The organism is Flavobacterium sp. Root935 (genome assembly GCF_001429295.1).
GTDB lineage: Bacteria > Bacteroidota > Bacteroidia > Flavobacteriales > Flavobacteriaceae > Flavobacterium.
The window spans coordinates 1,139,566-1,154,146 of record NZ_LMJL01000008.1; the positions used below are offsets into that span (position 1 = coordinate 1,139,566).

Annotated in this window: 11 protein-coding genes; 8 read left to right on the top strand and 3 right to left on the bottom strand. The window is 32.0% G+C overall.

Going from position 1 to position 14,581, the window contains the following annotated elements:
- Positions 1 to 69: 69 nt before the first annotated feature.
- The 5 genes from ASE40_RS10075 to ASE40_RS10095 all read left to right on the top strand — a co-directional run bounded on the left by ASE40_RS10075 (position 70) and on the right by ASE40_RS10095 (position 5,466).
- Positions 70 to 669: an HPP family protein gene (locus ASE40_RS10075; RefSeq protein ID WP_057116818.1), complete on the top strand. Its 600-nt coding sequence runs from the start codon at positions 70 to 72 to the stop codon at positions 667 to 669.
- Between the two features lie 162 nt (positions 670 to 831).
- Positions 832 to 1,371 carry an IS1096 element passenger TnpR family protein gene (locus tag ASE40_RS10080; protein WP_057116819.1) on the top strand — a complete coding sequence of 180 codons (540 nt, stop codon included), beginning with the start codon at positions 832 to 834 and terminating at the stop codon, positions 1,369 to 1,371.
- Positions 1,372 to 1,467: 96 nt separating this feature from the next.
- Entirely contained in the window at positions 1,468 to 1,827 is a 360-nt protein-coding gene (locus ASE40_RS10085) for a four helix bundle protein (RefSeq protein ID WP_057116820.1), read from the top strand.
- 47 nt (positions 1,828 to 1,874) lie between these two features.
- Positions 1,875 to 2,933, top strand: a complete 1,059-nt coding sequence (locus tag ASE40_RS10090; RefSeq protein WP_057116821.1) for a nucleoid-associated protein — start codon at positions 1,875 to 1,877, stop codon at positions 2,931 to 2,933.
- A 163-nt stretch (positions 2,934 to 3,096) separates the two neighbouring features.
- Positions 3,097 to 5,466 (top strand): GAF domain-containing protein, encoded by a 2,370-nt coding sequence (locus tag ASE40_RS10095; protein ID WP_057116822.1) that lies wholly within the window; start codon positions 3,097 to 3,099, stop codon positions 5,464 to 5,466.
- Positions 5,467 to 5,571: 105 nt separating this feature from the next.
- Here the strand turns inward: ASE40_RS10095 and ASE40_RS10100 are convergent, their stop codons facing one another.
- On the bottom strand, positions 5,572 to 6,750 hold the full coding sequence (locus ASE40_RS10100) for a Pycsar system effector family protein (protein ID WP_057116823.1): 1,179 nt from the start codon (positions 6,748 to 6,750) through the stop codon (positions 5,572 to 5,574).
- 26 nt (positions 6,751 to 6,776) lie between these two features.
- On the opposite strand from ASE40_RS10100, the gene ASE40_RS10105 reads away from it, so the two are divergent.
- Positions 6,777 to 10,508 (top strand): metallophosphoesterase, encoded by a 3,732-nt coding sequence (locus ASE40_RS10105; protein ID WP_057116824.1) that lies wholly within the window; start codon positions 6,777 to 6,779, stop codon positions 10,506 to 10,508.
- 186 nt (positions 10,509 to 10,694) lie between these two features.
- On the opposite strand, the gene ASE40_RS10110 is transcribed toward ASE40_RS10105, so the two are convergent.
- Positions 10,695 to 11,555, bottom strand: coding sequence for a hypothetical protein (locus ASE40_RS10110; protein WP_057116825.1), 861 nt, complete (start codon positions 11,553 to 11,555; stop codon positions 10,695 to 10,697).
- An 87-nt stretch (positions 11,556 to 11,642) separates the two neighbouring features.
- On the bottom strand, positions 11,643 to 12,695 hold the full coding sequence (locus ASE40_RS10115; protein ID WP_057116826.1) for a hypothetical protein: 1,053 nt from the start codon (positions 12,693 to 12,695) through the stop codon (positions 11,643 to 11,645).
- A 106-nt stretch (positions 12,696 to 12,801) separates the two neighbouring features.
- Here ASE40_RS10115 and ASE40_RS10120 point away from each other — a divergent pair, with 106 nt between their 5' ends.
- Positions 12,802 to 13,710 (top strand): ABC transporter ATP-binding protein, encoded by a 909-nt coding sequence (locus ASE40_RS10120; RefSeq protein ID WP_057116827.1) that lies wholly within the window; start codon positions 12,802 to 12,804, stop codon positions 13,708 to 13,710.
- A gap of 7 nt (positions 13,711 to 13,717) precedes the next feature.
- Entirely contained in the window at positions 13,718 to 14,554 is an 837-nt protein-coding gene (locus ASE40_RS10125) for an ABC transporter permease (RefSeq protein ID WP_057116828.1), read from the top strand.
- Positions 14,555 to 14,581 lie beyond the last annotated feature (27 nt).

Below are 14,581 nucleotides of genomic sequence, written 5' to 3' on the forward strand. Positions count from 1 at the left end.
AAAAAATCTTTATGTATCGTTGAAATCTATTGCAAAAAATATCAAAGTTTTACAATAAATACCACATAAATGCCCACTCAAAAAATTAGAAGAAGCTACAGAAAAACACGTTACATTCTTTATAAAGAAACTTTAATTGATTATAAAGAACATTTTTGGTCCTTTTTAGGTTCATTTGTTGGTATCGGAATTCTAGCTTATCTTGAATCTTCTCATTTTTCGGGGAGTGATGTTGTGTATTTAATTGGTTCTTTTGGTGCCTCGAGTGTTTTGATTTACGGAATTATTCAAAGTCCGTTTTCGCAGCCGAGAAATTTAGTTGGCGGTCATGTTATTTCGGCTTTTATAGGTGTCACTATAAATAAGCTTGTACCCGATATTGTTTGGATCTCTGCTCCTCTGGCAGTTTCACTCTCTATTATTTTCATGCAGATTACAAAAACCCTTCATCCGCCGGGAGGTGCTACTGCTTTGATTGCAGTTACAGGTTCAACACAAATAAAAGCTTTAGGATATATGTATGTGATTTCGCCAGTTTTAGTTGGTGTGCTTATTTTACTTTTAACGGCTTTAGTTTTTAATAATCTGACTTCCAGCAGAAGTTATCCTAGTCATAGTACTTATCATAAACATTATCATAAAATTAGAAAAAGATTGACTGGAAGGTAATTCTCATTCCTATTCCTACAAGGTTTTGAAAACCTTGCAGGAGCGCCAACTAAATAAACTACCGTAAATCAAAACATTAAAATCTTTTCAACAAATCTCAATTCACAATTCGTATTTCGTTTTTTATATTTTACCTTTGACCTCTCAATAAAAACAAATGTTATGGTTTATAAATTTAGAGTAATTCTAGACGCCGAAGAAGATATTTTTAGAGACATTGCAATTCTTGAAGATGATACTCTTGAGGATTTACATAATGCAATCTTCAACGCTTTTGGCTTTGACGGATCAGAAGTCGCTTCATTTTATACTTGTGATGAAACTTGGAATCAAGAAGATGAAATTCCGCTTTTTGATACTGGAGATGTTCCTGGCGAAATAAGAACCATGAATGATTATCCTTTGTCTAGTATCTTAGATCGCGAAAACACTAAAATTATCTACGTTTACGATTTCATCAGTATGTGGACTTTCTTAGTTGAATTAGCTGCTATCGAAGAGGAAGCCGTTAGAGCTGTTTATCCTGAAACTTTGTTCTCTCACGGTGAAATGCCAGACGAGGCTGTCGAAAAAAACTTTGAAGCTGATATGCACGACGATATCTACGGAGAATTTGAAGACGACCTAGACGAAGACGATCTTGATATGTTCGAAGGCGACGACAGCTTCGAAGATTATGGATTTGAGGAGAATTGGAATTAATTTTTGAGGTTCTAAGGTTCTGAGAGGCTAAGGTTCTAAGTTTTTATTTTGAAAGTTTTTTCTTATTTTTAATTCTTCGAATTAAAAATATTTAATATGAGTAATTTTAGAAGTCTGCTTATATGGCAGAAATCAATGGCCTTGATAACCAAAATTTATTTTTCAACAAACAATTTTCCAAAAGAAGAAATTTTCGGATTAACTTCACAAATTAGACGCTGTTCAATTTCTATCCCAAGCAATATTGCAGAAGGATTTGGAAGAGAAAGCGATAAAGATCTTTTACGTTTTTTAAACATTTCAGTCGGATCATTATTCGAAATGCAGACGCAGTTAGAAATTGCAAAAAATATATCTTATCTAAAAGAACAAGATTTTAACAACTTATATGAGGACAGCCGCGAAGTAGAAAGAATGTTAGTTTCTTTTATTAAAAAAATAAAAGACAGAAACTAAACCTTAGTACCTTAGCATCTTAGAACCTCAGCACCTAAACAAAAAAAATGATCAACCTATTCAACACCCACATCGAGACGCTTTCTATACACCGTGTAGGAAACAAAAGCCGTAACGAAGCGATTTTTTTATCAGAGCAGCCATTTAATTTAAATGATGAAATTGTGCCTCTTATAAAAGAATTCTTTTTTAAGCCTTTTAGAGAAAAAGAAGAAAACTACTATCAGTTTGCACACGAAGTGGACTTGGACTACAACGATATGTTTAAATATGCAACTGAGATTTTTGCTAATCCGGCAAATGTGCATGAGGTTTCTAAAAACATTACGAAGCATTTATACGAGCAGTCAAATCATCCGCATATTAAAAACGGAGAGGTTTATGTAACGTATTTGACCAACTTAAGTATCGATAACAATGTTGTTGATGCAATTGGGATTTTTAAAAGCGAATTGCAGGCAGACTTTTTACAGTTTGAAGAAAAAAACAGCAATCTTGAAATGATTTTACAGCAGGGTATCAACTTGAATAAATTGGATAAAGGCTGTTTGATTTTCAATTATAAAAAAGAAGAAGGTTATAAAATCCTAACTGTCGACAGCAACCGTTATGATGCTCGTTACTGGTTAGAGCACTTTCTATCTGTTGATGCTTTTGAAGATGAAAATTTCATCACTAAAAAATATTTAAAATTCTGTCAGAACTTCGCAAAAGATGTGGTTTTGCCAGCAGAAGATAAGAAAGAGGAAGTAATGTTTATGAACCGATCTGTGAATTATTTCGCTAAAAATGATCAGTTTGAAGAGCAGAATTTCTTGAATGAAGTATTAGATAATCCAGACTTAATTCCTGAATTCAAAAACTATAAAGTTGATAAAGGAGAAAAATACAGCATCGAAGATGTAACCTCATTCCCAATTGCCAACGCAGCAGTTTCTGACGCAAGAAAATCGATTAAAAACGTTATTAATTTGGATACTCATATTCAGATCAAAATGGACTTTATTAATCCTGAAAGCGCAGAAAAATTTGTTGAAAAAGGCTGGGATGAAGAAAAACAAATGTATTACTACTTAGTTTACTTCAACAAAGAAGAAAAAAGCTAAGAAGTTTTCATTTTCTATTACTTACTGATAAAAAACCTCAAAGCTTTGGCTTTGAGGTTTTTTTGCTTTTAAAAATAAATTTTATACTTTCATAGACGAAAGAAATCATAAAATGTCGATCATTCTTAATTTATCATTAATTTTGCATTAAAAATAAACTAAGATGGATATTCAATTTTTTAAAGAAAGTCCCTTCACTACCATTATATCATTTCATAAGCTAATTGAATCTTTTGAAGAAATTGCTTTATCAGACGTTGATTACAGATCGAATTACGCAAAAGCTATTTTAAAACAAATTGAATCTATCCCGGAATTAAGAACTGGGATTCAAGATTATTCGGTTATTAAAGATAATGAAGCTTTAATTAAAAATATTTTAGCCGATTTATTCCCAACAGCTTTAACGCACAACGAAATAAAAGCAGTTACAATTCCATTTCAAAACATTTCCTTCAATTATACAGAACGTTTCAAAAAAATTCTAAAAAACGCTGGAGACGAATTTTATATGGAAATTCGTGATTTCGACGAACATCAATTTTACATTAATAACTGCTGTTTGATTTTGAGCAGTTATTACAAACAGCATATTGATTTCAACAAACCATTTTTCTATGATATCCCAGACGAAAGCGGTGTCGAAAAACATTATCGTATTTTGTACAATGCAGATTTCATGGAAATTATTCCGACTGAAAATGCTATTGTGTTAACTCAGGAAGATATCGATCAGCTGATTGATAATTACGGCGATATTAATCTGTGGAAATCTAAATTCCCAAAAGGAAGCTGGATCTTAAGAGGTTTCGGAATTGTTTCTTTATTTGATGCTACGACAGAAAGTGCCATTTCTACATTGAAAAGTAATTTGTTGAAACCTGGAGCTAAAACAGTTACAACAGATCAGGAAGTTTCTAATATTTTCCAGTCTATTTTTAATCTTCCAAAATTAAAAGTTGGGTTTATTATTTACAATCCTGAAGAAGAAAAATTTATTAGACCGGCAAAATACGAAAACCAGCTTAAAAGCTTTTTACTTTCTGCCGATCAGGAAGTCGATTGTAAAAATGCTTTTTTTGGATGTTCGTTTGAAAATTTGTTAGATAATAAAGAACCTTTTGTGATTTCTAATGTTACTAAATTTACAGAAGAATCGACAAACAAAAGACTGGGAGAGCATCTTTTATCGCAAAACATTAACAGCTGTATTTTTGCTCCCGTTATTAGAAACGGACATTTACTGGGTGTTGTCGAATTGGTTTCTGAAAATCCAAGAGATTTAAATAGTGTGAATGCTACAAAACTAGAATTAGTACTTCCGTATTTAACTGATACAATTGATCGCTACAATACAGACATGCAGCATCAGGTTGAAGCAATTATTCAACGTGAGTACACTACGATTCACCCAAGTGTTTACTGGAAATTCAAAAAAGAATCGCAGAACTATTTTCAAAATTTAAATCATACAAAAGATTATATTTTTAAAGAGATTGTATTTAAAAATGTGTTTCCGCTTTATGGACAAATTGATATTAAAAGTTCTTCAGAACACCGAAACGAAACGGTAAAAACTGATTTAAAAAGCCAGCTTACAGCTCTTTTAGAAATTTTCGAAAATCAGGATCCGAATTCTAATTTGGTTCTTTTGGAACAAAGAAAATTTGAATTAGAATCCCTTCGAAGTGAACTAGATTTCCCTCTAAAAGCTGATACGGAACAGCATATCCAACGTTATATCGAAGAAGAAATTCACCCGATCCTTAAAAACACAAAAAGCAACGCTAAAAACGAAAAATTAGAAAAACTTTACTTTGAAAGTCTGGACGAAAAAACAGGAATGTTTTATCAGGAAAGAAAGAAATTTGACAATGCAATGTCTATTATCAATAAAAGACTGGCAACGGTTTTAGATAAAAAACAAGTTGAAGCGCAGCAAATTTATCCGCATTATTACGAGCGTTTTAAAACGGATGGTGTGGAACACAATTTGTATATCGGAGCTTCAATTTCCCCAACCAAACCATTTGATATTATGTACCTGCATAATCTTCGTTTGTGGCAGTTGCAGACTTTATGCGAAATGGAATTGGAGCATCATGAACTTAAGGAATCACTTCCTTATGAATTAGATGTGACGTCATTGATTCTGGTTTTCAGTTCTCCGCTTTCAATTCGTTTTAGAATGGATGAAAAACGCTTTGATGTGGACGGAACTTATAATGCAAGATATGAAGTCGTTAAAAAACGAATTGACAAATCGAACATTAAAGGAACAAACGAAAGAATTACAGAGAAAGAAAAAATCACAATTGTTTATTCTCAAAACAGCGAAGAAGCAGAATATTTAAAATATATTAAATACTTACAGCACAAGAAAATTCTAGAACCTTCGATAGAACAATTTGAAGTTGAAGATCTTCAAGGTGTTTCTGGTTTGAGAGCTATTCGTGTCAAAGTGATCAATAACAATTCAAATCCAGGAGTAAAAAAGATTACTTATCAAGATTTATTAGATGAGCTCAACTAAAAGTTGAGCTTTTTTTTTNATTTTTTAGGTTAAATTAAAAATCCGTTTCATCAGCGTTTTCGCGATAGCAAATCCGTAAAATCAGTGTCTAAATATTTTTGAATTTTAAATAGATTTAAAAGCAATCACAAACGCGATTACCGTGATAATTAATCCGAACATGAAAAAATTGTAGGCAATTCGAAGTAAATTATATTTTCGCTGTAAAACCAATCCGAGGTAATACAAATCTTTGATCATTGTAGAATATAAGTAATCTCTATCCTTCATCATTTCGTTCATTGCCCAATCGTAATCTTCGAGAGGCATTTTATAGAAATTTCCAAAGAACATTAAATTCACTTTTTTTGCTTCTACGTCATTACGTGTAAAAAATCCAGAAGTTACTTTTGGACGTGTGGATAGAATCGCAAAAATAATTGTAATAACACTAGACATCAGCATTATAAATGTCGGAATAACCAAATGGGCATTTTTCGGACTATCTAATTTTGGAATTATAGAGGATAATGCAATTGAAATTATAATCGCATTTACAGACAATAAAATATTAGCTTTACTATCGGCGATTCCGCTCAAACGGGTATGATTTCCAAGTGTAACACGAAATAAAGTATCAATACCACGATCTGGTTTTTCTAATTTTTCTTTCTTTTTATTTTCTTCTTCAATCGCAGCTGCCGCCTTCAACTCCTGTTTATTTATTTTTTTCTGAATAAGAAGCAGGTTTTTTTCTTTTAAAGGCTGCCATTTTTTCAATGCATAATCAGTATAAAAGCGGTGCTTATTCAATAAAAAATTCAAATTTTCTCTGGTCCATTCGGCATTAGAAAAATTTACTATTCCAGTATTTTTTAGCTCCAAACGCAATAATTCACAAGTTGTAGCGTATTCTTCTCCCATTAAATGAGCATAATCTGCGTCTCTAATGATCTTTTCTAAATGAGTTTTGGGTACGTACTCTTTAACTGTTGCCAAAATCAAACTCGAAACAAGCGCAATAAAATCCTCTGATTTTCCTTTTTCGCGTAAAAAGTCGGCCGCTATTTTAGCACTCGTTTTTTCATGATTGTTATATCCTTCAACATATCCAGCATCGTGAAACCATGCTGCAACCAGAAGTGCTTCTTTATCATCACCTTCTACATCTTCTTTTTTACACAGTTCTTTTACCGCAGAAACTACGGTGAAAGTATGGTTAAAATTATGATAAGAATATAAATTAGAAAGTTTATCTTTGAGTAAATTACTGACGAAATCTTCGGATTGTTCTATTAGATTCATAAAGAATATTTTTATACCACTAAATTATGAAATTGTTTTTGGATAATCATTTTATTGCTAAGATTAAAAACTATTCATTAGCAATTATTACTATATCATTGATCAATTCTTGTGCTACGCATAAGCCGCAATATGGCAAAAATGTAAGCGCAAACGAAAATGAAAACGCAACAGATACCATAAAAATTGCGCAAACATTTTATCTTGTCGGCGATGCTGGAAATGCCGATGAAGCACAAGCACAGCAAACGCTTGAGCTTTTACACAAAAGGCTTAAAAAAGCCAACAAGAAATCGACCTTACTATTTTTAGGCGATAACATTTATCCGAAAGGTTTTCCCAGCGATAATAAATCGGTAGACAAAGCTTTAGCAGAAACAAAACTTACCAATCAGTTAAAATTAGCAGATGGTTTTAAGGGAAAAACTATTTTTATTCCTGGAAATCATGATTGGTACAGCGGTATAAAAGGGCTGGAACTTCAGGCTGATTTTGTAACGAAGCATCTCAATGACAAAAAAGCATTTATGCCAAGAAAGTCTTGTCCAATCGAAGATGTAAAAATTGACAGTACTACAACGTTAGTAACTATTGATAGCGAATGGTTTCTAGAAGATTGGGATAATCACCCGACAATAAATGATAATTGTGATATTAAAACCAGAGAAGCATTTTTTGATGAACTGGAAAATATTTTAAATAAAAATCAAGAAAAGACAGTTGTTCTGGCAATTCACCACCCATTGTTAAGCAATGGAACTCACGGCGGACAATTTTCATTAGAAAAACAATTATTTCCGCTGGAGAAAAAAATCCCACTTCCAATAATTGGATCTTTTATTAATTTACTCCGAAAGACATCTGGTGTAAGTCCACAGGATATTCAGAATAAACAATATACAATTTATGCCAAAAGGATAAAGACGCTTTTGCAAAAGCAGAAAAATGTAATTGTAGTTTCTGGGCATGATCATAACCTTCAATTCATCAGCAAAGAAAATATTCAGCAGATTATTAGCGGTGCGGGTTCAAAATCCGAAGCGGCTAGAGCCATAAATGAAAATGATTTTTCTTATGGAGGAAATGGTTATGCAACCTTAACTTTATTTAAAAGCGGCGATGCCAAAGTCTCTTTCTACGGAAATGACAACAATAAAGAAAAACTGCTGTTTGAACGTGAAATTATAAAGGCAAAAGAAATTAATTGGGCTTCAGATATTCCCAATAGTTACCCTGCAAAAATTACAACTTCTATCTATTCACAGAAAATGACCAATAAAAGTTTGTTTCATAAATTTTTATTTGGGCAGCATTACAGAAAATATTACAGCATGCCAATTGAGGCGAAAGTTGCAACTGTAGACACTTTAATGGGCGGTCTAAAACCTATTCGCGAAGGCGGCGGACATCAATCTGTTTCTTTAAGAATGTCTGATCCTAAAGGTCGTGAATATGTCATGCGAGGCATGAAAAAAAGTGCAACTGTATTTTTACAATCTGTTGCTTTTAAAGATCAATATGTAGTAAATGATTTTGAAGACACATACGCAGAAAATTTCTTGTTTGATTTTTACACCACTTCTCATCCTTACGCTCCGTTTGTAATTGGAAGCATGTCTGATCAAATTGGTCTTTTGCACACTAATCCAGTTTTATATTATATTCCGAGACAGAAAGGTTTAGGTGAATTTAATTCTGGTTTTGGAGACCAATTGTATATGGTTGAAGAAAGACCTGCTGATAATCATCTGGATGGAAAAAATTTCGGAAATCCAAGTAATATAATTGGTACAGATGATCTGATGACCAATCTTCATAAGGATGAAAAATATTCGGTTGATGAAAAAGAATATATAAAAGCCCGTTTGTTTGATATGCTTATTGGCGATTGGGACAGACATAGCGATCAATGGCGCTGGGCAGAATATAAAAAAGATGGTAAAGTAATCTACAGACCGATTCCTAGAGATCGTGATCAAGCTTTTGCGAAATATGATGGAACTTTGCTTTCCTTATTAATGAACATTCCTGCGCTTCGTCATATGCGAACTTTTAAGTATAAAATTGACAATGTAAAATGGTTAAGCAGGGAACCTTATCCAATGGATCTGGCTTTTTTAAGAACTTCTGGAGAAAAAGAATGGATTGAGCAGGCAAAATTTATTCAGGAAAATTTATCTGACACCGAAATTGAAAATGCTTTCAAAAAAATGCCAAAAGAAGTTCAGGATGGAACTGTTAATGAAATTATAGCCAAACTGAAAAACAGAAAAAGAGAACTTCAAAAATATGCATCACGTTATTCTGATGTTTTAAGTAAAACAGTTATGATTGCTGGTACTGATAAGAAAGACAAATTTGTATTGAATCACGATGCTAAAAAAAGTATTGAAATTCAAGTTTACAGAGTTAAAAAAGAAGGTGACGAATTACAATATTCAAAAACAGTAACTGATGCTAAAACCAAAAATTTATGGATTTATGGTTTAGATGATAATGATATTTTTGAAGTAAAAGGAGATCAGAAATCGAAAATTAAAGTTCGCTTAATAGGCGGCCAAAACAATGATACTTATAATATCGAAAACGGAAGAAAGGTTATTGTTTACGATTTTAAATCAAAAGAAAACACTTATAATTTAGATTCAAAAACTCAAACGCAGTTAACTGACGATTATGATGTTAACTTATATAATTATGAAAAACCGAAATATAATGTCGTTTCTGGTCTTCCTAACATTGGTTTTAATCCAGATGACGGTGTAAAAGTAGGTATCAATTTAAATTATACTGTTAACAATTTCAAACAGAATCCTTATACACAAAGACATGTTTTAAATGCTTTTTACTACTTTGCGACAGGCGGTTTAGAATTTAATTATGCAGCACATTTCCCAGGTTTATTAGGAAAATGGGTTATTGATGTTGAATCGTTGTATACAACTCCAAATTTTGCTATGAATTATTTTGGATACGGAAATGAATCGCAATATGATGATGACGTTAGCTTAGATTATAACCGTGTTAGAATCAGAAAATTTAATGCTTCAGGAGCCATAAGACATGTTGGAAGATATGGAAGCGAATTTAGCATACAGCCAATGTTTCAAAGAATGACGGTTGAGCAAACTGAAGATAGATACATTGACATTCCAAATATTGTGAATCCAAATGTTTTTGACACTCAGAATTATGGTGGACTGAAAGTAAAATATCTTTTCAAAAATTCTGATTTTGCAGCGAAACCAACTTTAGGAATGGCTTTTATGGTCGCTGCGACTTGGACCACAAATTTATCTGAAACAAAACAAAATTTTCCAACTATTGAAAGTTTCTTAGGATTCACGCATAAAATTGATCACAACGGAAAATTGGTTTTAGCAACTTATTTCAAAGGAAAAGCAATTTTGAATAATAATTTCGAATTCTATCAAGGTGCTGCTTTAGGCGGTGACACTGATTTACGTGGTTTTAGAAATGAACGCTTTTTAGGAAGTTCGTATTTTTCTCAAAGTTCTGATTTACGTTTAAGTTTGGGCAGAATTAGAAAAACAATTGCTCCATTTACCTACGGAATTTTAGGCGGTTTCGACTACGGAAGAGTTTGGCTGGACGGAGAAGATTCTAAAAAATGGCATCACGATTACGGCGGCGGACTTTGGCTAAATGCCATTAATGTTTTAACTGCCAGAATCTCTTATTTTAAATCTCCAGATGAAATAGGAAGAGTTATTTTTGGCGCGGCATATAGTTTTTAAAGAGGTTCTAAGGTTCTGAGATGCTAAGGTTCTAAGATTTTTTGGCCACGAATTACATTAATTTTCATTGATTTTTTTAATATCATTCATGGGAATTGGCGTAATTCGTGGCTAACTTTTTATTATCATTTTTGATTTCTAAGAAAAACTCAGAACCTTAGAATCTTAGCCTCTCAGAACCTTTTATCATTTTAATTTAAACTCATAAACATTCCCTCCTACTTTATTCGTTTTTTCGTCGGCAATAAGTAAGGTGTTGTTGTCTTTAAAAACGATGGCTTCTTTTTGAGAAAAATGGTTTAGGTTTATTTCTGTGTGAGTTCCTTTGTGGAATAAATCTCCTTTGAAACCTTTAAATAAAAGAACTTTATCATGGCTCAACAACGCTACTTTTTTTCCGTCAGGGCTAATTGTGGCACTCGTTAAAACACAATGATTGTAATTATTGCAAGTTTTAAATTCGCCAATTCTTACTGCTTTTTGAGTTCCAGATGCATTTTTGATTTTGTAAATAAAAGCAGTTCCATCGAAACCTTTGCTTCTGTTTTTTGTAAAAAGATAAAAGTAACCGCCCTGTTCAAAAAAGCCTTCAACATCAAAAAACATTTCTTTTTTCTTTGGAGGAAATTCGGTTTGTTCTGGATACGAAAATGAGATTTTATATTCGGCTTTAGCCAAATCTTTGTTTAATTCGCTTTTAGCAACTTTATAAATACATAAATCTTTACGTTCATTATCATTATTTCCAAAATCACCAATATAAATATTTCCAGTTTTATCTCTTGTGATATCTTCCCAATCGATATTTTCTGCATTAGAGATTGTAATTGTTTTTTCTAATTTTCCTTTAGAATCAATCGCATAAATTGCATTTTTATTACCGCTGTCTTCTAAGGTATAAATTGTACTTGTTTCGGGGAAATAAGTTATTCCTGAAACTTCTTTTAATTTTTTCGGAAGCGAATAAAGTGTCTTCAAATCATTCCCTGACTGTTGCTGACAAGCCAATAAAACTAAAGACGCGAATACTAAAAAAGATTTTTTCATAAGATTATATTTTCTTCTTAAACCATATAAGTTATATCAGTCAATTTAAGAGTTGATTTAATGAACTTACATAATTGGATGTTAATTCTAAACTAAGTTTGTGTTTTTAAAATTACGGATAATAAACTCAAATGCCGCGTGCATAATATGTCCCATCGATTTGGCATTTTTAAATTTCATATCGTTAGTATATCGGTACAATTCCATTTTTAATTGATTCAGATGTTCTTCTGTCGAAATGGTATCGTGACACATTATATTCAAGAGCTTTTTAATTCGATTTTCTGCGGAATGAATACGCTTGGCCAAAATCGCTCTTTCTTCATCTTTGTATTGAATTATAGAACGCTCTTCCAATTTTTCTTTGATAAGCTGAATCATTGGATAATTTTCTTTGAAAAACTGAGGACGATATACTTTGAAATTTCCCTCATAACATTGCTGGTCAAAATCGATTGGGCGAATTTTGTAAACTACTTGATCAAAATCGTGAATTGGGACAATTACATAATTGTACGCACGCATATCACCCAAAAGACGAATCATACAACGTTCGTTAAACTTCACAAATTCTTTTGCAATCTGCGCTTTTTCAGTTTCAGAACAACTATCCAACAAAGTATCCATAAAAACATCACCTGGAATTCCTATAATGTGTTCTTCGATCAAAGTATCTTTATAAACCAAAAAATTGATTTTATCTGGCGAAAGAATATCTTCCAATTCTAAACCATAAATTCGAGAAGCATCGGCTTTTTTAATGTAGAAATGAACGTAATTATCGTTGAGGATATTTCGAACTTTAATTCTAAAAGGTTTGGAATTTCCGAATGTACAATAATCAATCGCATCAATATTCAGGAACTGGATAATCTCGCTGTTACCATCAGAATGAAGAAGAGAATAAATTCTTTTTAGGTTTAAATCAATTTCATTGCGCTCAAATTCGCTGTAATATACACGAATCCAAAGAGTATCATTATCATTTTTATCGTAAACATTTATCGAGCCCGAAAAACGAAGCAAGTCATCATAAAACACAGAAACTTTAGAAATACGTTCGTATCGCTCTAAATAGTTTAAAAGTTGCAGTGTTAAAGGATAGGACGGTTTTTTTAAAACCATTAATGGCTCGCTCATTTTGAATATCTTTATTACAAATTTACGTCAATACGATTAAAGTTTGAATTTAAAGTAACAAAAATCAATTTGTCTCGTCATACTTAAAAACTAAAACCAGAAAAATTTGGAAACCATATTAACCATTGAGAATCTGAACAAAAGATACGGCCGAATTCAGGCTTTAAAAAATGTATCTTTTACTATACAAAAAGGCCGTGTTTATGGCATTCTTGGCCCAAACGGAAGCGGAAAATCAACTACATTAGGAATTGTATTGAATGTTGTTAATAAATCTTCTGGTAATTATCGCTGGTTTGACGGCAATGTAGAAACGCATGAAGCTTTAAAAAAGGTTGGCGCAATTATAGAACGACCAAACTTTTATCCTTATATGACTGCTGAGCAAAACCTGAAATTGGTCTGCAAAATCAAAAATATCAATTATTCTAAAGTTAATGAAAAGCTGGAATTGGTTGGTTTGGATGAAAGAAAAGATAGCAAATTCAGTACTTTTTCGTTGGGAATGAAACAGCGTCTGGCCATTGCATCTGCACTTTTAAATGATCCGGAAATTTTAATTTTAGATGAACCAACTAACGGATTAGATCCGCAGGGAATTCATCAGATTCGAGATATTATTAAAAAAATTGCTTCTCAGGGAACTACTATTTTACTGGCATCACATTTATTAGATGAAGTTGAAAAAGTTTGTTCGCATGTAATTGTTTTAAGAAAAGGCGAAGTTTTATACTCAGGTTCCGTCGATGGAATGTCATCTAATGAAGGTTTCTTTGAAATTTCTTCGAATGATAATGAGTCATTAAAATCAGCTTTAAAAGATCACAATGCCGTAAGTCAAATTAAGGATGAAGACGGAAAAGTTTTAGTGTATTTAAAATCAGATTTGTCAGCTTCAGAATTGAATCAATTTTTATTTTCCAAAAATATAATTTTAAGTCACTTGGTAAAACGTAAAAATAGTTTGGAAGCGCAATTTTTAGAATTAACCAAAAACACTCATCCAAAAAACTAACCAAGCCATGAAAAGACTTATCTCTATAGAATTACAAAAAATCTGGATGAATAAAGCCAGCCGTATATTAACACTAACTTATTTTATCTTACTTTCTTTTATAGCACTAATTGCAGCCATAAAATTTGACATTGGCGTTTTTAAATTTCATTTAGCAGAAATGGGAATTTTCAACTTCCCTTTTATCTGGCATTTTAATACCTATGTTGCAGCTATTCTTAAATTTTTTCTGGCTATTGTAATTGTTTCTATGATGGCTAATGAATACAGTTACGGAACTTTAAAACAAAACTTGATTGACGGTTTAAGCAAAAAAGAATTTATTCTGTCTAAATTTTTAACCGTGGTTTTATTTGCTTTCGGTTCGACAGTTTTCGTTTTTATTATGAGTTTAATTCTGGGATTGTTTTTTTCTTCTTATACTGAATTTGATATTATTTTTAGTGATTTAGATTACCTTCTAGCTTTTTTTGTAAAATTAACGGGATTCTTTTCTTTCTGTTTATTTCTTGGGATTCTGGTAAAACGCTCCGCATTTGCATTAGGATTTCTTTTGGTTTGGAGTATAATTGAAGGAATTGCAAAAGGTGTATTGGCTTTTAAAATTTTCCCAGACAGTAATACTGGCGAAAAAGTTATGCAGTTTTTTCCGTTAGAATCTATGTCAAATTTAATTGTTAATCCAGGACCTAGATTATCTGTTATTAAGAATATCGGTTCACAAATGGGAATCGATACAGATATGGATTACAGCGTAAATTACTTTACAGTTTTAATCGTTTTAACATGGACTTTCCTATTTGTATATTTTTCTTACAAACTATTAAAAAATAGAGATTTATAGTATATTTGTTATACTATGAAGCATTTT